Source organism: Microbacterium sp. NPDC096154 (assembly GCF_040302945.1).
Classification (GTDB): domain Bacteria; phylum Actinomycetota; class Actinomycetes; order Actinomycetales; family Microbacteriaceae; genus Microbacterium.
Map to the genome: position 1 here is coordinate 22,111 of NZ_JBEOSM010000007.1, position 19,487 is coordinate 41,597.

Sequence of the window (19,487 nt, forward strand, 5' to 3'; positions counted from 1 at the left end):
GCGCACATGACGGACCTCATCCTCATCCCCGGTCTCTGGCTCGACGCGTCGTCGTGGGAGCCGATCCTCCCCGCCCTCGAAGCGGCGGGGCATCGCCCGCATCCGGTGACCTTGCCGGGCGTCGGCGCGCCCGCCGAGCAGTCTGCGCACATCCGCCTCGCCGACTGGATCGACGCGGTCGTGGCGCGCATCGACGACCTCGACGGACCTGTGGTGCTCGTGGGGCACTCAGGCGGCGGCAACGTCGCCTACGGCGCGGCGGATCGGTGTGTTGGCAAGGTCGCACGCGTCGTGCTCGTCGACACGATGCCGCCGGCGAGCGGCGCGTCCATCTCGGAGTTCCCGGCCGTCGACGGCGTCGTGCCGTTCCCCGGCTGGGACTTCTTCGATGAAGAGGACGTCTACGACATCGACGCGCCGACGCGTGAGCGCACGGCGCCGCGCATGAAGACGGTGCCGGCGCACGTGCCCACGGATGAGCTGCTGCTCGTGGACGATGCGCGGTTCACCGTGCCCGTCACGGTGCTCTCCGGCGGGCACGACGAGGCCGCGCTCCGGGAGTTGATCTCGCAGTGGCCCGCCTGGCGCGACGCCTTCGACGCGATCGAGTCCGTCGAGGTGGTCCGGCTCGGCACCGGTCACTGGCCGCAGTTCACGCGGCCCGAGGTGCTGGCCCAGGCGATCGTCGCCGCCGTCCCTTCCTGAGCCAGGCTCAGTGGCCCATGCCCAGCCCACCGTCGACCGGGATCACCGCGCCCGAGATGTAGGCCGCGTCGTCCGACGCCAGCCATGTCACCGCGGCGGCGACCTCATCGGCGGTGCCGTAGCGCCCCGCGGGAATCGCCTTGCGATACTCGGCCTGCGTCTCCTCGGACAGCTCGGCGGTCATGTCGGTCTCGATGAAGCCAGGCGCCACCACGTTGGCCGTGATGCCTCGGGCGCCGAGCTCGCGCGTCAGCGAGCGGGCGAACCCCACCAGTGCGCTCTTCGACGACGCGTAGTTGACCTGACCGGCCGATCCATACAGCCCCACGACGCTCGAGATCAGGATGACGCGGCCGAACCGCGCCTTCAGCATGCCCTTCGACGCGCGCTTGACGACGCGGAACGATCCGCCGAGGTTGGTGGCCACGACGCTGTCGAAATCGTCCTCGCTCATCCGCATCAGCAGGGTGTCCTTGGTGATGCCCGCATTGGCGACGACGATCTCGACCGACCCGAGCTGCTGCTCGACCTCCGTGAACGCCGCATCGATCGCCGCCGCGTCCGTCACGTCGGCGCGCACGGTCAGCGTCCCCTCCGGGCCCTCACCGCTGCGCGCTGTGACGGCGACGCGGTATCCCTCGCTCACGAGGCGCTCGGCGATCGCACGGCCGATACCGCGGTTCCCGCCGGTGACGAGTGCGACGCGGCCAGCGGGGACGGGGGTGTCGGTGCTCACGGTGTGGTGTCTCCTGTTCGATTGCGACCTGCGCGGTCGACCTTCCGCCAGCCTATGAGGGGCAGCTCCCGCGCCGCCGTGAGATCCTGCACAAGCGTCCCGTCGGGACCCTGTACCCCCCGACCAACCCGGGCCGATGCGGCGGTGCGGCGGCGTAGGCTGGGATGACCGTGAAGACCCCCCGCAATCCGCCTTCCGCCGCGCAGTCGGCGACGTCGCTGCCGATCGCCCCGGCAGACGACGCGGGCGTTCGCGTGCGCAACTATCTGCTGACCATGGGCATCCGCATCGCATGCCTGGTGCTCATGGTCTTCGTGCAGCCGTACGGCTGGTACAGCTTCGTGTTCGCGGCCGGGGCGATCTTCCTGCCCTACTTCGCCGTCGTCGGCGCGAACGCCGCCAGCGGACGCTCCGCAGCCGTCGCCGTGCGTCCCGATGCCGCGGCGATCGACGCCCCGCCGACACAGGGGCCGCGGGATGACCAGGCGGAAGCGCCCACGGTGATCCGCATCGTCGAATCGCCCGCCCCTGCTGCCGAGCGCTCCCCCGGCGACGGCGCACCGTCGCCGGATCCGACGGACCGCGCATGACGGCGGCTTTCCTCGGCGGGCTCGAGCCCGCACAGGCGACGTGCTCCCGCGCGGGCTGCACTGCCACCGCGACGTGGACGATCGCGTGGCGCAACCCGAAGATCCACGCGAGCGATCGACGCAAGCACTGGCTCGCGTGCGACGCCCACGTCGGCTACCTGCGCGAGTTCCTCGCCGCGCGCGATTTCCCCCTCGAGGTGCACGCGGGAGTTCCCCGAGCTGCGACGCGCGACGGGAGATCCTCGTGAGCCGCTCGGGCTTCATGCAGAAGCCGGCCGCCCGCTGGAGCGTCTACGCACTGGTCGCCGTGCTGTTCGCGATCGCCTGCGGCTTCCTGTCGCACTGGCAGTTCGAGCGCAACGAGCAGCGCGCGGCGATGCTGGCGCTCGTAGAGCGCAACTACGATGCCGAGCCCGTCGCCGTCGAGAGCCTGCTGGATCGCGGCTACTCCCCCGGCGACGAGTGGCGGCCGGTGCGCCTGTCCGGACGCTACCTCGCCGACGACCAGCTGCTCGTGCGCAACCGCGCACAAGGAGGGACGAGCGCGTTCGAGGTGCTGGTGCCGTTCGAGCTCACCGATGGGCGCGTCGTCGTGGTCGATCGCGGATGGGTGCCGCCGGGCGAGGACGCGGTGCCGGACGCCGTACCGGAGGCGCCAGGGGGTGAGGTCACGGTGATCGCACGTGTGCGCCCGGGTGAGCCGCTGCCGTCATCGGGCCGCACCGCTCCCGAGGGCCAGGTGCCGACCATCCACCTGCCGACCGTCGCAGAGCTGTCCGGCGCCGATGCCGAGACCGACTTCTACGGCCTCATGGTGAGCGAGGATCCGGCGCCCGCCCAACGGCCGGCCGAGCTGTCGCCGCCGACCGAGGATCCCGGCCCGCACCTGTCGTACGCGATCCAGTGGATCCTGTTCGCGATCATGGGCTTCGGCTTCATCGCTTACATGATCCGCACCGAGATCCGTGCGCGCCGCGAGGACGCGGAGGAACCCGACGACGAGCTCGCGCGCACGCCCGGCGCCGCTCCCGTTCATGCCGCGCGGCGGCATCGCCCGAAGCGGCCCCGCCGCCGCGATCGCGACGCAGACGAAGAGGACGCGCTTCTCGACGCCGACGCGTGAAGCGGGACGCACCGTGACGGTGCGCCCCGCTCCGGAGAACGCAGGGGGCTCAGGGCTCGGGCGTCTCGAGCGCCTGCGCGATGGCCGCGTTGAAGGCGTCGAGGTCGCCGGGGTTGCGCGACGTGATCAGCTGCCCGTCGACCACGACCTCCTCGTCGCGCCACTCGGCGCCCGCGTTGCGCAGGTCGGTCTCGAGCGACGCGTATGCCGTGAGGGTGCGCCCGTCTGCGAGGCCCGCATTGGCGAGGATCCACGGGGCATGGCAGATCGCGGCCACCGGCTTGCCGGTCGCGAAGAACTCCTTCACGAACTCGACCGCCCGCTGCTCGAGCCGCAGGGAGTCGGCGTTGAGGGTGCCGCCCGGCAGCACGAGCATGTCGTAGTCGTCGGCGCGGGCCTCCGCGAGCGGCACGTCGACGTCGAAGACGTCACCGTGCTCCCAGTCCCCCTGCATCGCCTGCAGACTGCCCTCTTCGGGCGAGATCAGCACCGTGGTGGCGCCGGCCTCGTCGAGCGCCTCCCGGGGGCTCGTCAGCTCGACCTGCTCGACGCCCTTGGTCAGCAGGAACGCGACCTTCTTGTCGTTCAGGGCCATGACTGCTCCTCTCTCCTTCGCGGATGGATCGACTCCATCCCACTCGGAGAGAGGGCGACGGGAAAGCCCCTCGACAGCCGCCCGCTCGGTCGCTACGTGCGCTCGGCCACGAGACGGCCCGTCGCGCTCCCGCGCGGCGGAGAGACTCAGGCCAGCGTGATGAGATCGAGGTACGACTTGTTCCAGATGTCCTCGACGCCGTCGGGCAGCAGCAGCACGCGCTCGGGGTTGAGCGCCTCCACGGCGCCCTCGTCGTGCGACACGAGCACGACCGCGCCCTCATAGTGCGACAGCGCGCCCAGGATCTCCTCGCGCGAGGCGGGGTCCAGGTTGTTCGTGGGCTCGTCGAGCAGCAGCACGTTCGCACTCGAGACCACGAGCGTCGCGAGCGACAGCCGGGTCTTCTCGCCACCCGAGAGCACGCCGGCGGGCTTGAGCACGTCGTCACCCGTGAACAGGAACGATCCGAGCACCTTGCGGGCCTCGGTCTCGTTCAGGTTCGGCGCGGCGGAGATCATGTTCTCGAGCACCGAGCGGTGCACGTCGAGGTTCTCGTGCTCCTGGGCGTAGTAGCCGATCTTGAGCCCGTGGCCCGGCTCGATCTTCCCCGTGTCGCTCTTGTCGACACCGGCGAGGATCCGCAGCAGCGTCGTCTTGCCGGCGCCGTTGAGCCCGAGGACGACGACCTTCGATCCCCGGTCGATCGCGAGGTCGACGCCTGCGAAGATCTCCAGCGCGCCATACGACTTCGACAGCGATGAGGCCATGAGCGGGGTCTTGCCGCACGGGGCCGGCTTCGGGAAGCGCAGCTTGGCCACGCGCTCGTCCTGGCGCACCTCATCCAGGCCGGCGAGCATCTTCTCGGCGCGTGCCACCATCTGGTGGGCGGCGGCGGCCTTCGACGCCTTGGCTCCGAACCGCGCGGCCTGCTGCTGCAGCACCGAGGCCTTCTTCTCGACGTTCGCGCGCTCCTTCTTGCGGCGCTCCTCATCGGCGACGCGCTGGCGCAGGTAGTGCTTCCACCCCATGTTGTAGATGTCGATGACCTGCCGGTTCGCATCCAGGTAGAAGACGCGGTTCACGGTCTCCTCGACCAGGTCGACGTCGTGGCTGATCACGATCAGCCCACCCTTGTACGACTTCAGGAACTCGCGCAGCCACACCACGCTGTCGGCGTCGAGGTGGTTGGTCGGCTCGTCGAGGATCATCGACTCGGCGTCCGAGAACAGGATGCGCGCGAGCTCGATGCGGCGCCGCTGTCCGCCTGACAGCGTCTTGAGCGGCTGGTCCAGGATGCGGTCGGGCAGCGAGAGGTTGTTGGCGATCGTCGCCGCCTCGGCCTCGGCCGCATAGCCGCCGAGCGATTCGAAGCGCTCCATGAAGTGGGCGTAGCGCTTCATGGCCTTGGCCGCGACCTTCTCGTCGTCCGACGCCATCGCGATCGACGCCTCCTGCATGCCCTGCTGCAGCGATCCGAGTCCGCGCGCGTTCAGGATGCGCGTGCGCGCGAGCTCCTCCGGGTCGCCGCTGCGTGGATCCTGCGGCAGGTAGCCGAGCTCGCCCGTGCGGTCCACGCGGCCGTTCGCGGGGATCAGATCCCCCGCAAGCACCTTCGTGAGCGTGGTCTTGCCGGCGCCGTTGCGACCCACCAGGCCGACCTTGTCGCCCGGTCCGACGCGGAAGGAGACATCCGACATGAGCAGGCGCGCGCCGACGCGGATCTCGAGGTCGTGCACGGCAAGCACAGGGCGGCATCCATTCTGCGCGCACGGAGCGCGGCGATCGGGTGGGAGCGTGGCCGAACGGCCAGCCTCCCAGTATAGGTCGCCGACCGGGGACGGCCGCGCGGGCGCTCAGGCGATGCCGCGGGCCGACAGCGCGTCGGCGACGTCGTCCGCGTGACGCAGCGACATGACCAGCAGCGGCACCACGGCGCGGAACCCGAGCCGCACCCCGCGGGCGCGCTGTGCCTCCCGGATACGTCGCGCGAAATCGGCGATGACGGGCACGAGCGCGATGGTCAGCGACACCACGAACGCCGCACGCCACGGATCGATGCCTGCGATGCGCAGCGGCCTGAGCCCGCGTTCCAGGGCGTCGATCAGATCGCTCGATCGCGTCGTGAGCGTGAGCAGGCCGGCGAGCATCACGACCGCGACGATCCGGACGGTCGTGACGAACGCCTCGGCCGGCCCCGCGAAGATCAGCTGCATCGCCGCGACGAACAGGATGATCCAGCGCAGCGACCACAGCTGAGCCGCCCACACGCGAGGCCCGAACCCGCCGAGCGCGAACAGCCCGATCACGGCGACCAGGGCGCCAGCGGCCGTGACGCCCGTGTGCGGCCACACGGACAGCAGGACCGCGACGCCCGCGAGACCGAGGATCTTCGGGCCCGCGGACATCCGGTGCAGCAGGCTGCCGCCCGGACGATAGAGCGAGATCACGCGGCGTCCGCTCGGTAGCGCGCGATGATCGGTTCGGGTGGGCCGCTCTCGAGAAGGCGCCCGCCTGAGAATCGCAGCACGACGTCGCAGCGCGCCGCGAGCTCCAGATCGTGGGTGACGATCAGGGCCTGCGCGTCGATGCCGCCGTCGGCCGGTGCTGCGGTGAGCAGGTGCGCCATCCGGGCGGCGTTGCGCCTGTCGAGCAGCGTGGTCGGCTCGTCGGCCACCACGAGCCGCGGCTCCCGGATCAGCACGGAGATCAGCGCGAGCAGCTGCTTCTGTCCCCCCGACAGGCTGTAGGCGGGCTGGTCGGCGCGTTCGCTCAGCCCGTACCGCTCGAGCTGCTCGGCGACGCGGCGTGCGACCTCGGCGCGCGCCAGGCCCGACCCGCGCAGCGACAGCGCGACGTCCTCCGCCACGGTCGGCATCAGGATCTGGGCGTCCGGGTTGGTGAACACGAACCCGACGCGCTCTCGCACCTTCGCGTCGCGCGCGGGGTCCAGCCCGTGCACCAGGAGGCGTCCACTGCTCGGCGTGACCAGCCCGTTCAGCAGCCGCGCGAACGTCGACTTGCCCGAGCCGTTGTCGCCGATCACGCCGATGCGGCGCTGCTCCAGCCGCACGGAGATGTCGTGCAGGATGCGCGCCCCGTCGAGCTCGACGGACACGCCGTCGACCTCGATCGTCGGCCGCACCGGCGTCATCGGGCCGCGCGCGCGGGCGCCGCATCCGCACGCGAGTCGAACGCGCGCGGATAGGCCCGGTGCAGCGCCAGCGCGAGCAGCGTCGCGACCACGACCTTGATGACGTCACCCGGCAGGAAGATCGCGCTTCCGGCGGCCGCGGCCGGGAGCGAGAGCCCCATGATCGCCGCCTGGAGCGGGATCCCCACGAGATAGACGACCATGACGCCGCCGACCGCGGCACCGGCCGCGATGCGCCACCAGGAGATGCGCCGGGCCGCGGGACGGGCGATCAGGCCCGCGACCACCACCCCCGGAAGCCAGCCGAGCAGGAATCCCACCGTAGGGCCGAAGAACACCCCGAGACCGCCGCGACCTCCCGACAGCACGGGCAGCCCGACCGCCGCGAGCAGGATCACGATCGCGACGGCCACGGCGCCCCGCTTCGGTCCCAGCACCACGCCGGCCAGCATCACGCCGAGGGTCTGAGCCGTGATGGGCACGCCGCCCGGCCCAGGAATGGATCCCGCGACGCCCAGCACCACGATGAGTGCCGCGAACACCGCCACTCGCGCCAGATCCCGCCCGTCGAACCCGTTGCCGATCGCCATGGCCGCTCCTCTCCCGCCGCACGCGGCGGCTCCTGAACACCGTTCACCTGAACGGCGTTCAGTATAGTGAGCCACATGGATGTCCGTGACACGCGCCGAGAGCGGAGTGACACGGAACGCCATACGCGCGACGGGATCGTCGACGCCGCGCTGACGCTCCTGAGCGAGGTCGGCCTGCCCGACCTCTCCATGCGCAGACTGGCCGGCGCGCTCGGCGTGCAGCCGAGCGCCCTCTACTGGCACTTCGACAACAAGCAGTCGCTGCTGGCCGCGGTCGCCGACCGCATCGTGGCCGCAGCCCGTCCGGTGGCGCGCGCATCGAGCGGCGCCGACGAGGTCGCCACCGTGGCGCTCTCGCTTCGCGAGGCGCTGCTCGCCCACCGCGACGGCGCGGAGGTCGTGCTGAGCACGCACGCCCTCGGGCTCGGTTCCGACGCCGCCCACCAGAGGCTCGTGACCGCGCTCTCCCCCACCCCGGATGCGCGCACCCGAACGGCGGCGACCGTGCTGCTGCAGTTCATCTTCGGCCACGCTTCGCTCGTGCAGCAGCGCATCCAGGCAGCGCGCTACGGCGCCTATGCGGGCGACGAGGCCGAAGTGGCCGCAGAGACCGCGGCCGACTTCACTGCCGGTATCCGGATGATCCTGAGCGGGCTGGGCCAGGAGCGCACGTCCTCGTGAGGCGAGGTCCGCACGGGATCGGGAGGCCTGACGGCTACCCGGTGCGCTCCGCGATGCCCCGACGCCAGTAGCCCATGAAGGCCACTCGGCGCCGGTCGACGCCATGGCCGGAGACCAGCAGCCGGCGCAGATGCTTGATGGTCGCGGCTTCGCCCGCGATCCACGCGTAGAACTCTCCCTCGATCGGCTCGGGGCTGTCCCACAGCAGGTCGCGGTCGACGTCCACGTCGGCGAGCTCCTGCGGCCGCGGCGCGGCCGCGAGAGCCAGCACATCGCGGTGCCCGTCCGCCCATGCCGTCACGGCCTCGATCAGCGCCTCGCCGTGCTCACGCTCGATGCCAGCGGCCTCCCGCGCGATCCAGCGCACGTCGGCATGCGCCGGAGCCTCGAACACGCCGCAGTCGGCCAGGCTCGGGACCTCGACGAACACGTCGGCGATCCGGTCCGCGGGCAGCGTCGCCAGGATGCCGGCGATCGCCGGTACGGCGGTCTCGTCACCGATCAGCAGCATCCGCGAGGCGTTCGCGGGCCGCCAGTCGATGCCGCCGCGGGCGTGCGGGCTGCGCTCGTCGGGCCCCACGATCACCAGCTCCTCGCCGGCTCGCGCATTCTCCGCCCACGTGCCCGCGGGCCCCGCGTCGTGATGCACCACGAAGTCGACTGTGAGCTCGCGGGCGACGGTGTCGATGCGACGCACCGTGTACGTGCGGAACGGGTTGCGGCGCGCGTCGTCGAGCCCGCGCCAGATGTCGTACCAGTCGCCCGCGAGCTGCCGCTCCTCGTCGTCCTGCCCCACGTCGCACAGCGATCCGTCGGCGAGCGGGAAGATCACCTTGATCCGCTGGTCCAGTCCCGCCGTGCCGAAGTGCTCGAGCTCGGGGCTCGAGAAGACCACGCGCGCGAAGTGCGGGCTCAGGCGTTCGACCGAGCTCACCGCGACGCGGTAGGGGCGGTAGGCGGGGCGCACGAGTTCGGGGGCGAGAGAGGTCACGCCCGAGAGTCTACGTTAGGTGAGCCTTAGCTTCTCTCCTGAGCATGTCCCAGCCGCAGGCCCGGCACGATGGCGGCCAGCGCGAGGACCGCCGCGATGCCGAACACCACCGGAAATCCGGAGCCGGTGGCCGCCAGCGAGGTGAAGGCCAAGCCCATGACCGCGATGGTGGCGGAGGCCCCGACGGAGTCGCTGATCTGCAGCGCCGACGAGTTGAAGCCCTCGTTCGCGCGGTCCGAGTACGCGAGCGTCAGCACCGTGAGCCGCGGATACATGAGCCCCATCCCGAAGCCCGCGAACGACCACATCGCGATGGGCACGACGGGAGACAGCGTCAGGATGGCCGACACCGCGCACGCCGCCGCGGCCGTCAGCAGCAGGAGCGAGCCGATGACCGCGATGCGCGCGTTGCCGATCCGGTCGCCATGTCGACCCGACACATGTGCGCTGATCGCCCACGCGATCGCGGCCGTCGTGAGGCCGAGCCCCGCCCATGCCGGCGAGAAGCCGTACCGGTCGATCAGCAGGTACGGCACGTAGATCTCCGCCCCGAACAGGGCCCCCGCGATCAGCCCGCGCATCAGGATGACACTGGGCAGCCCCGGCGCGCCGCGCAAGGTGCGCCGCGGCAGCAGCGGCAGGATGGCCACGCCCACGACGGCGAGTGCGACGACCGCGATCGCCCATCCGAGAGCGGCCGAGATCGACGCCGTCAGCTCGCCCGTGAGCCCCAACGCCAGGGCCGCGGCCGCGATGACCGTCGCGAACAGCAGCCGCCGCCCCACTCCGGGCTCACGGGGAGTCGCCGATTGCTCCGAGAGGTGCATCAGCCGCGGCGCGATCATCCCGAACGCGACGATCGTCAGCGCGGCGAGACCGCCGAAGACCCAGCGCCAATGCAGCTGTTCCGTGACGAGGCCGGCGAGGAACGGCCCGACGAGCGACGGGACGACCCAGGCGGCGGAGAACAGGGCCATGACACGACCGTGCAGGTCGGCCGGATACACGCGCGCCACCACGACGTAGAGTGCGACGATCTGCGCACCCGATCCGAGCCCCGTGATCAGGCGCCCCAGCACGAGCAGCTCCATCGACGGCGCCGCGGCGTCCAGCGCCAGACCCGCCACGAACAGCGCCACGGCAGTGGCGAGAGGCGTGACCGGCCCCGACCGATCCGACCAGGCCCCGGCCGCGACCATGCCGATCACCCCCGTCGCGAGCGTGCCGGAGAACGCCAGCGCGTAGAGCGCGTCGCCGTCGAGATCCGCGCTGACGATCGGCATGACGGTCGTCAGGGCGAGCGAGGTCAGCGCCGCGAGGAAGATCAGCGACACCGATCCGAGCGTCACCCAGAGCACGCGGGGGTCCCACAGGGAGCGGACGTGAGGCACGTGCGCGCCGACCACCGGCACGGGGCCGGTGAAACCCCGAGGGTCCGCGCTGAGCGGATCGGTCATCGGGCGAGCGCGCCGATGCGCGTGACCGCCTCGGTCAGGATCTCCGGCCCCGTCCCGACATTGATCCGCGCGTGCCCCCGCCCCTCGGCCCCGAAGTCCGGACCCGGGTTCAGCGCGACGCGCGCCTCGCGCAGGATCTTCCCGGCCGGGTTGTCTCCCCAGCCGAGCGCCGACAGGTCCACCCAGGCGAGATAGCCGGCGTCGCCCGGAAGGTAGCGGGCGCCCGGCACGTGCTCCGCGAGCAGATCGCGCAGCAGGAAGCGGTTCAGGTCGAGCCGGGCGATCAGTGCGTCGAGCCAGGCGTCGCCCTCGTCGAAGGCCGCGACGCCGGCGAAGACGCCGAACAGCGACGTGCGCCACTCGACCTCATCCGGGATGCTCGCCACGATGCGCGCCGGGCCGTCTGCGGCGGTCACGGCGAATGCGCACTTCAGGCCCGCCAGGTTGAACGCCTTGCTCGCGCTCGTGAGCGCGAAGCCCACCTCGGCGGCCTCCGGCGCGGCCGCGAGGAACGGTGTGAACGTCGCGCCCGGCAGCGTCAGGGGCGCGTGGATCTCGTCGCTGATGATCCAGGTGCCGTGCCGGTGCGCGATGCGCGCCAGCTCTGCGAGGGTCTCGCGGTCGTGCACCGTGCCGGTCGGGTTGTGCGGGTTGCAGAGCAGCATCGCCTTCGCGCCCGCGGCGAAGGCGGCGTCGATGCCGTCGAGATCCAGCGCCCACCCCCGGGCGTCGGCGCGCAGCGGCACGCGCACGACCTCGGTGTGCGACTCCTCGTTGACCGCGAAGAACGGCGGGTACACAGGCGGCGTCACGATCACGCGGTCCCCGGGCTCCGTGACGGCGCGCAGCAGCTCGGCCACCCCCATCATGACGTCGCATGTGGTGCGCACCCGCGCGGGATCGACCTGCCACCCGAACCGGCGCTGCGCGAACGCCGCGAACGCCTCGGGCAGCCGTGTGCGCGGGGGCGTGTAGCCCGTGTCACCGCGCTCGACCGCGGCGGAGAGAGCGCGCGTGATGGCCGGCGCCAGGGGGAAGTCGGTCTCGGCGACGAACAGCGGAAGCACATCCGCCGGGTACTTCGCCCACTTGGTGCTGCTGCGCTGCCGCAGCGCGTCGAGGGGCAGGGCGTCAAGAGGGGCGGTGCTCACCCGCTCGAGCCTACCGGCGCCGGACACCACGATGCCCCCGGCGGACCGGGGGCATCGTCTCAGGGCACCTCAGATGGCGAAGCCGAGTGCGCGCATCATGTCGCGCCCATCGTCGGTGATCCGCTCAGGACCCCACGGCGGCATCCAGACCCAGTTGATCCGGAAGCGCTCCACGACGTTGTCCAGCGCCTGCGCCGTCTGCTCCTCCAGCACATCGGTGAGCGGGCATCCGGCGCTCGTCAGCGTCATGTGGATGACCAGGGCGTCGTTCTCGTCATCCCACGCGAGGTCGTAGATCAGACCGAGGTCGACGACGTTCACCCCCAGCTCGGGGTCCATGACGTCCTTGAGGGCCTCGGTGACCTCGTCGTACTTCTCCGGGGTCAGGGTCGCGCTCATGCGGCGATCCTACGCCTCGAGCGGAGCGTCGGCAGGGAGGTAGGCGGCGTAGCCCTCCGCCTCCAGGCGCTCGGCAAGCTCGGGGCCGCCCTCTTCCACGATCTGGCCCTTGACCATGACGTGCACGAAGTCCGGCTTGATGTAGCGCAGGATGCGCGTGTAGTGCGTGATGAGCAGCACGCCGAGACCGGTGTTCTCCTTGGCGCGGTTCACACCCTCCGACACGATCTTCAGCGCGTCGACGTCGAGACCCGAGTCGGTCTCGTCGAGGATCGCCAGCTGCGGCTTGAGCAGCTCGAGCTGCAGGATCTCGTGGCGCTTCTTCTCGCCGCCCGAGAAGCCCTCGTTCACGTTGCGCTGGGCGAACTTGTCGTCCATGCGCAGGTTCTTCATGCCCTCCTTGACCTCCTTGGTCCACGTGCGCAGCGACGGCGCCTCGCCGTCGATCGCGGTCTTGGCCGTGCGGAGGAAGTTGGTAACCGTGACACCCGGGATCTCCACGGGGTACTGCATCGCGAGGAAGAGGCCGGCGCGGGCGCGCTCGTCCACCTCCATCTCGAGCACGTCCTCGCCGTCGAGCGTGATCGAGCCGCTCGTGACGGTGTACTTCGGGTGGCCCGCGATCGTCGACGCGAGCGTCGACTTGCCGGAGCCGTTGGGGCCCATGATCGCGTGGGTCTCGCCGGAGCGCACCGTGAGGTTCACGCCGTTGAGGATGGGGGTCGTGCCTTCGTCGGTCTCCACCGTGACGTGGAGGTCGCGGATCTCGAGGACAGCCATTTCAGATTTCCTTCTTCAGGGTGGGATCGATGAGCACGTCGTCGCCGTCGATCTGCACGACGAAGACGGGGACGGGCTCGTAAGCGGGGAGGTTGAGGGGCTTGCCGGTGCGCAGCGAGAACGCCGAGCCGTGGGCCCAGCACTCGAGCGTGTCGCCCTCGACGAAGCCCTCGGAGAGGGAGATGTCGCCGTGCGTGCAGGTGTCGCCGATGGCGTGCACCTCGCCGGCCGAGTCGAGCACGACGGCGATCGCGACGCCGTCGACGTCGACCTTGAGGGGCGTGTCCTGCTCGAGGTCGCTCAGCGCGCAGACGCGCGTCGCGCTCACGCGGACGCCCCCTCGGCGAGCTCCTTCTCGATGAGCGCCGTGAGCTCCTCCTCGAGCGAGGGGATGCCGATCTTCTGCACGGTCTCGGCGAGGAAGCCGAGCACCACGAGGCGGCGTGCCTCGTCCTCGGCGATGCCGCGGGCCTGCAGGTAGAACAGCTGCTCGTCGTCGAACCGACCGGTCGCCGACGCGTGGCCGGCGCCCTTGATGTCGCCGGTCTGGATCTCGAGGTTCGGGATCGAGTCGGCGCGCGCGCCGTTCGTCAGCACCAGATTGCGGTTGGCCTCGTAGGAGTCGGTGCCGGTCGCATCCGGTCCGATCAGCACGTCGCCGATCCACACCGTGCGGGCGCTCTCGCCCTGGAGCGCGCCCTTGTAGAGCACGTCGCCCGTGGTCTCGATGCCCTTGTGGTGCAGGTAGACCTGGCTCTCGAGGTGCTGGCCCGAGTCGCTGAACGCGAGGCCGTACATCTCGCCGTTCGAGCCGGCGCCGGCCAGCTCGAGGTTCGGGTTCACACGCACGACGCCGCCGCCGAAGCTGACGACGATGTGGCGCACGGACGCGTCGCGGTCGACACGGGTCTGATGGGCGGACGCGTGGACCGCGTCGTCGTTCCACTGCTGCACCGTCACGACCGTGAGGTTCGCCCCGTCGCGGGCGATGATCTCGACGTTCTGCGCGTACTGCGCGGAACCCGAGTGGCGCAGGACGACCGTGGCCTTGCTGTGCTCGAGCGCCTCGATCACGAAGTGGCCGTCGGCGCGGCGGTCGGCCCCCTGGCCGGTGACCTGCACCACGATGGGCTCGGCGACCTCGGCCTCCCGCGGCACGCGCACGTGCAGCGCCTCGGACGCACCCTGCCAAGCCACGGCAGCAGGCAGGTCCTCCGGCACGAAGAACTCGCCGCGCGGCGCCTGGCCGATCGCGAGCGGCGTCGAGACGTACTCGGATCCGGCCGTGATCTCGACCGTCACGCCGTCGTTCGCGGCGGCGGGCTCGAACAGCGGCTTCAGCCGCGAAACCGGCGAGTGCTTCCAGTTGACCTCGCGGCCCGTCGGCACGCCGAAGTCGGCGGGCTCGTACGAGCGGAGGCGCTCGGACCGGGTCTGCACCGGCACGGCGGTCGCCTCGCCGGTGCGCGCGACCTGCGCCGCGGGATCCACGTGGGCGTGCGCATCCTGCGCCGTCTCCGGCGCCTGCGTCGACATCGTCATCAGCCGACCGATCCTTCCATGCCCATCTCGATGAGCTTGTTCAGCTCGAGGGCGTACTCCATGGGCAGCTCGCGGGCGATGGGCTCGATGAACCCGCGCACGATCATCGCCATCGCCTCGTCCTCGGGCAGGCCACGGCTCATCAGGTAGAACAGCTGCTCCTCGCTGACCTTCGAGACCGTCGCCTCGTGGCCGAGCTGCACGTCGTCGACCCGGATGTCGATGGCCGGGTACGTGTCGGATCGCGAGATGGTGTCCACCAGCAGCGCGTCACAGCGCACGGTGTTGGCCGAGTGGTGCGCGTTGGCATCCACCCGCACTTCTCCTCGGTAGCCCGCACGGCCGCCGCCGCGCGCGATCGACTTCGAGACGATCGACGACTGGGTGTACGGGGCCATGTGGATCATCTTCGCGCCGGCGTCCTGGTGCTGACCGGGGCCTGCGAACGCGACCGACAGCGTCTCGCCCTTGGCGTGCTCGCCCATCAGGAAGATCGACGGGTACTTCATCGTGACCTTCGAGCCGATGTTGCCGTCGATCCACTCCATGGTGGCGCCCTCGTGCGCCACGGCGCGCTTGGTGACCAGGTTGTAGACGTTGTTCGACCAGTTCTGGATCGTCGTGTAACGCACGCGGGCGTTCTTCTTCACGATGATCTCGACCACGGCCGAGTGCAGCGAGTCGCTCTTGTAGATCGGGGCCGTGCAGCCCTCGATGTAGTGCACGTACGAGCCCTCGTCGGCGATGATGAGCGTCCGCTCGAACTGCCCCATGTTCTCGGTGTTGATGCGGAAGTAGGCCTGCAGCGGGATCTCGACGTGCACGCCCTTCGGCACGTAGACGAACGAGCCGCCCGACCACACGGCCGTGTTCAGGGCGGCGAACTTGTTGTCGCCCGCCGGGATGACCGTTCCGAAGTACTCCTCGAAGAACTCCGGGTGCTCGCGCAGGGCGGTGTCGGTGTCCATGAAGATGACGCCCTGAGCCTCCAGATCCTCGCGGATCTGGTGGTACACGACCTCCGACTCGTACTGGGCCGCGACGCCCGCGACGAGGCGCTGGCGCTCCGCCTCCGGGATGCCGAGCTTCTCGTACGTGTTGCGGATGTCCTCGGGCAGGTCCTCCCAGGACTGGGCCTGCTTCTCGGTGGATCGCACGAAGTACTTGATGTTCTCGAAGTCGATCTCGCTGAGGTCGGCGCCCCAGGTCGGCATCGGCTTCTTCCCGAACAGGTCCAGGCCCTTCAAGCGGGTCTTGAGCATCCACTCGGGCTCGGCCTTCAGGGCCGAGATGTCGCGCACCACGGCCTCGTTGAGACCGCGCTTCGCGCTGGCACCGGCGGCATCGGGGTCGTGCCAGCCGAACTCGTACACCCCCAGACCTTCGAGCTCGGGGCGGTCGATCAGCACATCGGACATGGCGTCACACTCTCCTCTTCAGGCCTCAGACGGTGTCAGCCGCTCCGACTCCCGCTCGGCGGTACCGGACGGTTGTCGTGGTGGGCCTTCAATGAGACGCGAAGAACTCGCGCCTTAGACTGGGAGCGGCGCGGCGAGACTCTCGCGCGCATCCGCAAGCACTTCACGATTCTACAGGTTCCGCCCCTCACGGGGCTCCGCCCGCCCCTGCGCACAGGGCCCTATCGGCCCGCACACAGGGCTCGCCAGGAGGGCTCACCGCCATGTCCGCCGCCACCACCACCGCCTCCGCCGCCACCACCACCGCCTCCGCCGCCTCCGCCGACGCCTCCGTCGTACACGGGCCCGTCCGGGATCGCCTGTTGCGCGTGCTCGCGTGGCTGTCGTTCCTCGCCGAGGTCACGATCATCGGCACCGGCGGCGCCGTGCGGCTCACCGGATCCGGGCTGGGCTGCTCGGAGTGGCCGCTGTGCACGCCGGAGTCGCTGGTGCCGACGGCCGAGCTCGGGGTGCACGGCTTGATCGAGTTCGGCAACCGCACCATGACCGGCGTGGTCGGTCTGCTCGCCCTGGCCGTGCTCATCCTGACCATCCGGCGCGGCCGGGCGCGCCGCGACCTCGTCGTGCTCGCGTCCGTCGTGCTCGGCGGCATCGTCGCCCAGGCCGTCGTGGGCGGCGTCACGGTGTGGACGGGGCTGAACCCGTTCATCGTCGGCTTCCACTACGTCGCGTCGGTCACTCTGGTCGCCCTGACAGCCGCGTACCTCGTGCGCGCCTCCGAGAGGTCGGGGCCGCGTGAGCGCGTGGTGCCGACCTGGTTCGCGATCCTGACCCACGTCACCACGCTGGCCCTGGCGGCGACCATCTTCTTCGGCGTGCTGACGACCGCGAACGGGCCGCACTCGGGCGACGCCGACGTGATCCGCACCGGCTTCGACGCCACCGTGCTCGCGCACGTGCACTCGTGGCCCGGGTACATCCTGCTCGTGCTTGTCGTCGTGCTCGCGGCGGCCGCCGCGGTGCGCCGGCTGCGCCCTGTGCGCTGGCTGGTCGCGCTGCTCGCGATCATCGCCGTGCAGGTCGTCGTGGGCGTCATCCAGGCGCGCAACGGCCTGCCCGAGCTGCTCGTCGGCATCCACATGGTGCTCGCGGCGCTCTCAGCCGCGGCTTTCACGGTCGTCGTGCTGCGCCTCAAGAAGCCGGTCGACTGAAGGCCGCCGCCGGCGCGTCCGCCGAGCGCCGTGCCGATTCGCGGCGTCTCACGGTCACCAGGGTGATCAGCACGCCGACGAACGCGACACCCAGCACGCCGCCGACGCCGAGCAGCAGCGCGGATGCCGCAGGCCGGTCCCCGCGTCCGCTGGTCGAGGCGCTGATGGCCGCAGGGGCCGGCACCGTGACGGTGGCCACCGACGGCTCCCCCCATTCGAACGCGCACGCCCACGACACCCAGTCGCCCTCCGGCCAGCGGTGCACGCACGACCCGTCGTCCGCGTAGCCGTAGGGGACGACGAACAGCGTGTGCTCGCCCTCACCGAGCGCAGCCACCGGGATCCGCACGCGCACGTGCCCCGTCGCCGGGTCGGTGCGGGCCGGCATCCGTTCCGGTGACCAATCGCCCTCGTCGGCGGGGACGCTCTCGCGGCACTCCCGCGTGAGCCGATCCTGCAGCACGGGCGGGGCCTGCCACGCGCCCCGCTCGTCGCCGTAGCGGCGGATGAAGACGTCGGGCGCCATCCGTGTGAACAGAGCGTCGGAGAGCCCGCGGAACACGCAGTGACGGCGCTCGACGTAGGCGCGCACCACGCCGCGCTCCTCGAGCGCGGCACGCGCCTCGTGCGCCGAGCCCCAGGTTCCCGCCTCGCGCTGCCAGGTCGCGACGTAGCCCGCCGCTCCGGGAGCCAGAGCCAGCTCGACCTCCCAGTACGCGCTGCCCCGCTCCAAGCCCTCGTCGTCCGCGTCGGCGGTGCGCAGCGCCACCTCGCCGGACGTCAGGATGCGCGCCGCGCTGTCCAGTCCGTTCTCGTCTGCCGCGGCGGCGGGCGTCAGGCCGGCCGCGAGCACGATGCCCACCGCCGCCGCCAGTGCCCAACGGGCGCGGCGACGATATGACGGCATACTGCCAGTATCGGCCGCTCTTCGCCTGCGCCCCGAGCCGCGACGGTGGGCAGATCTCCCCGACCGCCCGCGAACGGCACGGTCGTGAGCGGCCTGCTAGCTGTCGCTCGTCGCCGTCGACACCAGGATCCCCCGCGCGAGCGAATGGAAATGCCGGTTGAAGCCGAGCACCGCGGGCGTCGCGCTCTCATCGATGTCGAGATGCTCGACGTCCAGAGCGTCCACCACGAAGAAGTACCGGTGCACGCCTGTGCCGGGAGGCGGGCCGGCGCCGATGAAGCCGGGCACGCCGGTCTCGTTGCGCAGCGTGATGCCCGCCGGGGTCTCACCGGTCGGGAACTCCGTCACGTCAGCCGGGATGTCGTACACCGCCCAGTGCCAGAATCCGGATCCGGTCGGGGCGTCGGGGTCGAAGCACGACAGCGCGAACGACTTGGTCCCCTCGGGCGCCCCCGACCAGCTGAGCTGGGGCGAGGTGTCCGATCCTCCGCCCGCAGCGCCCCACTGCGCGCGCGGCAGGGGCTGGTCATGAGCGATGTCGGTGCTGGTGAGCGTCAACGGCGCGAAGTCGCGCAACGTGGCCAGCTGGGCGTATGGGTCATACGAGAACATGGAGCCTCCTTCCTCGCCCAGGCTATCGCCGCCGCGGGCGTGGCAGACCGCTCGGCGCCGGCTCGTCCAGCCCGCCTCGCTCGCGCACCTGCCCGCCGGTCGCCGACCCCTCGCTCAGCGGCCCCTCGCACAGCGGCCCCTCGATCAGCCGGCGCACCACCCCGTACGCGATCAGGCCCTCCCCCGCGCAGTACAGCGCCATGACCGTGACGTCCTGCCACGGATCCGGGAACACCGAGGCGAAGTCGGGCCAGAACAGGCGGAACGCCAGCAGCGAGTCCGACGCCAGGAACAGCGCACCGCCGATGCCCACGGCGGCACTGACGCCCGTCGACGTCGCCGCGGTGCCGGCGAGCACGAAGGCGTACAGCAGCACGACCACGGCCAGCTCCCCGAGATGAGGCCACAGCACCGGCACGAGCAGCGCCGTCCACGCGACGGGCGCCACGGCCCAGGCGGTGGGCCGGTGAGAGCGCGCCGGGCCCGTGAACAGCAGGATGTACGTGATATGGGCGAGTGCGAAGCCGCTCAGGCCGATCAGGAACGACATCTCGAGCAGCACGTCGCCCGCCCATGAGAAGGCGATGCCCACGCAGAGCAGCACGAGCCCCGTCCGCTCCCGCCGACCGTGGAACGCCGCTCGGTGGCGACCGAGCGCGAGCCACAGCACGACGCCGAGCAGCACCGGCATGAGCAGCGCCTTGCCGATGCCGCGGCCCGGGTCGCCGATCACGATCTGGGCGAGATGGATCGCGACGATCGCGCCGTACGCCAGAAAAGGGGGCCACGCGGTGATGCTCCGTTGCACGATCCTGACTCTAGAGGCCGCCCAGCGTCCGCACGTGCTC

The 19,487-nt window shown here is 71.0% G+C and carries 23 protein-coding genes; 6 read left to right on the forward strand and 17 right to left on the reverse strand.

The genetic code is table 11. The features are described from left to right. Nucleotides 1-6 precede the first annotated feature (6 nt). Nucleotides 7-705, forward strand: a complete 699-nt coding sequence (locus ABTW64_RS10705; RefSeq protein WP_350622183.1) for an alpha/beta fold hydrolase — start codon at nt 7-9, stop codon at nt 703-705. Nucleotides 706-712: 7 nt separating this feature from the next. Here the strand turns inward: ABTW64_RS10705 and ABTW64_RS10710 are convergent, their stop codons facing one another. Then, entirely contained in the window at nt 713-1,441 is a 729-nt protein-coding gene (locus ABTW64_RS10710) for a beta-ketoacyl-ACP reductase (RefSeq protein WP_350622185.1), read from the reverse strand. Nucleotides 1,442-1,605: 164 nt separating this feature from the next. On the opposite strand from ABTW64_RS10710, the gene ABTW64_RS10715 reads away from it, so the two are divergent. Genes ABTW64_RS10715 through ABTW64_RS10725 form a run of 3 tightly spaced genes read left to right on the forward strand, consistent with a single transcriptional unit; the run spans nt 1,606 to nt 3,154 of the window. After that, a complete protein-coding gene (locus ABTW64_RS10715; protein ID WP_350622187.1) occupies nt 1,606-2,031 on the forward strand; it encodes a DUF3099 domain-containing protein in 426 nt (141 codons plus the stop codon). Beyond that, nucleotides 2,028-2,279, forward strand: coding sequence for a hypothetical protein (locus ABTW64_RS10720; protein WP_350622189.1), 252 nt, complete (start codon nt 2,028-2,030; stop codon nt 2,277-2,279). Before ABTW64_RS10715 ends, ABTW64_RS10720 begins: the two co-directional genes overlap by 4 nt. Nucleotides 2,280-2,293: 14 nt before the next feature. Further along, nucleotides 2,294-3,154 carry an SURF1 family cytochrome oxidase biogenesis protein gene (locus ABTW64_RS10725; RefSeq protein WP_350622511.1) on the forward strand — a complete coding sequence of 287 codons (861 nt, stop codon included), beginning with the start codon at nt 2,294-2,296 and terminating at the stop codon, nt 3,152-3,154. 49 nt (nt 3,155-3,203) lie between these two features. On the opposite strand, the gene ABTW64_RS10730 is transcribed toward ABTW64_RS10725, so the two are convergent. The 5 genes from ABTW64_RS10730 to ABTW64_RS10750 form a co-directional block, all read right to left on the reverse strand. Continuing rightward, nucleotides 3,204-3,749, reverse strand: a complete 546-nt coding sequence (locus ABTW64_RS10730) for a type 1 glutamine amidotransferase domain-containing protein (protein ID WP_350622191.1) — start codon at nt 3,747-3,749, stop codon at nt 3,204-3,206. Nucleotides 3,750-3,895: 146 nt separating this feature from the next. Continuing rightward, nucleotides 3,896-5,494, reverse strand: coding sequence for an ABC-F family ATP-binding cassette domain-containing protein (locus ABTW64_RS10735; RefSeq protein WP_350622193.1), 1,599 nt, complete (start codon nt 5,492-5,494; stop codon nt 3,896-3,898). Between the two features lie 108 nt (nt 5,495-5,602). After that, on the reverse strand, nt 5,603-6,196 hold the full coding sequence (locus ABTW64_RS10740) for an energy-coupling factor transporter transmembrane component T family protein (RefSeq protein ID WP_350622195.1): 594 nt from the start codon (nt 6,194-6,196) through the stop codon (nt 5,603-5,605). Then, nucleotides 6,193-6,900, reverse strand: a complete 708-nt coding sequence (locus tag ABTW64_RS10745; protein WP_350622197.1) for an energy-coupling factor ABC transporter ATP-binding protein — start codon at nt 6,898-6,900, stop codon at nt 6,193-6,195. The genes ABTW64_RS10740 and ABTW64_RS10745 overlap by 4 nt, the downstream gene beginning before the upstream one ends. After that, entirely contained in the window at nt 6,897-7,490 is a 594-nt protein-coding gene (locus ABTW64_RS10750) for a biotin transporter BioY (RefSeq protein ID WP_350622199.1), read from the reverse strand. Before ABTW64_RS10750 ends, ABTW64_RS10745 begins: the two co-directional genes overlap by 4 nt. Nucleotides 7,491-7,565: 75 nt before the next feature. Between ABTW64_RS10750 and ABTW64_RS10755 the strand changes: the two genes are divergently transcribed. Further along, nucleotides 7,566-8,171, forward strand: coding sequence for a TetR family transcriptional regulator (locus ABTW64_RS10755; RefSeq protein WP_350622201.1), 606 nt, complete (start codon nt 7,566-7,568; stop codon nt 8,169-8,171). Nucleotides 8,172-8,205: 34 nt separating this feature from the next. Here the strand turns inward: ABTW64_RS10755 and ABTW64_RS10760 are convergent, their stop codons facing one another. The 8 genes from ABTW64_RS10760 to sufB all read right to left on the reverse strand — a co-directional run bounded on the left by ABTW64_RS10760 (nt 8,206) and on the right by sufB (nt 15,909). Next, complete coding sequence (locus ABTW64_RS10760; protein WP_350622203.1) at nt 8,206-9,162, reverse strand: siderophore-interacting protein; 957 nt, start codon at nt 9,160-9,162, stop codon at nt 8,206-8,208. A gap of 26 nt (nt 9,163-9,188) precedes the next feature. After that, complete coding sequence (locus tag ABTW64_RS10765; protein WP_350622205.1) at nt 9,189-10,619, reverse strand: MFS transporter; 1,431 nt, start codon at nt 10,617-10,619, stop codon at nt 9,189-9,191. Beyond that, entirely contained in the window at nt 10,616-11,770 is a 1,155-nt protein-coding gene (locus tag ABTW64_RS10770) for a MalY/PatB family protein (protein WP_350622207.1), read from the reverse strand. Before ABTW64_RS10770 ends, ABTW64_RS10765 begins: the two co-directional genes overlap by 4 nt. A gap of 69 nt (nt 11,771-11,839) precedes the next feature. Further along, a complete protein-coding gene (locus ABTW64_RS10775; protein ID WP_350622209.1) occupies nt 11,840-12,169 on the reverse strand; it encodes a metal-sulfur cluster assembly factor in 330 nt (109 codons plus the stop codon). 9 nt (nt 12,170-12,178) lie between these two features. Further along, complete coding sequence (gene sufC / locus ABTW64_RS10780; protein WP_350622211.1) at nt 12,179-12,949, reverse strand: Fe-S cluster assembly ATPase SufC; 771 nt, start codon at nt 12,947-12,949, stop codon at nt 12,179-12,181. Nucleotide 12,950: 1 nt separating this feature from the next. Next, nucleotides 12,951-13,277, reverse strand: a complete 327-nt coding sequence (locus tag ABTW64_RS10785; RefSeq protein ID WP_350622213.1) for a non-heme iron oxygenase ferredoxin subunit — start codon at nt 13,275-13,277, stop codon at nt 12,951-12,953. Next, entirely contained in the window at nt 13,274-14,491 is a 1,218-nt protein-coding gene (sufD, locus tag ABTW64_RS10790; protein ID WP_350622215.1) for a Fe-S cluster assembly protein SufD, read from the reverse strand. Before sufD ends, ABTW64_RS10785 begins: the two co-directional genes overlap by 4 nt. Then, a complete protein-coding gene (gene sufB, locus ABTW64_RS10795) occupies nt 14,491-15,909 on the reverse strand; it encodes a Fe-S cluster assembly protein SufB (RefSeq protein ID WP_350622217.1) in 1,419 nt (472 codons plus the stop codon). The genes sufD and sufB overlap by 1 nt, the downstream gene beginning before the upstream one ends. Nucleotides 15,910-16,172: 263 nt before the next feature. Between sufB and ABTW64_RS10800 the strand changes: the two genes are divergently transcribed. Next, nucleotides 16,173-17,120: a COX15/CtaA family protein gene (locus ABTW64_RS10800; protein WP_350622219.1), complete on the forward strand. Its 948-nt coding sequence runs from the start codon at nt 16,173-16,175 to the stop codon at nt 17,118-17,120. On the opposite strand, the gene ABTW64_RS10805 is transcribed toward ABTW64_RS10800, so the two are convergent. From ABTW64_RS10805 to ABTW64_RS10815, 3 genes are all read right to left on the reverse strand, one after another. Then, a complete protein-coding gene (locus ABTW64_RS10805) occupies nt 17,101-18,027 on the reverse strand; it encodes a hypothetical protein (RefSeq protein WP_350622221.1) in 927 nt (308 codons plus the stop codon). The two genes, ABTW64_RS10800 and ABTW64_RS10805, sit on opposite strands and share 20 nt — an antisense overlap. A gap of 96 nt (nt 18,028-18,123) precedes the next feature. Continuing rightward, nucleotides 18,124-18,639, reverse strand: coding sequence for a YbhB/YbcL family Raf kinase inhibitor-like protein (locus ABTW64_RS10810; RefSeq protein WP_350622223.1), 516 nt, complete (start codon nt 18,637-18,639; stop codon nt 18,124-18,126). A gap of 22 nt (nt 18,640-18,661) precedes the next feature. Next, nucleotides 18,662-19,447, reverse strand: coding sequence for a lysoplasmalogenase (locus ABTW64_RS10815; RefSeq protein ID WP_350622225.1), 786 nt, complete (start codon nt 19,445-19,447; stop codon nt 18,662-18,664). Nucleotides 19,448-19,487: the final 40 nt, after the last annotated feature.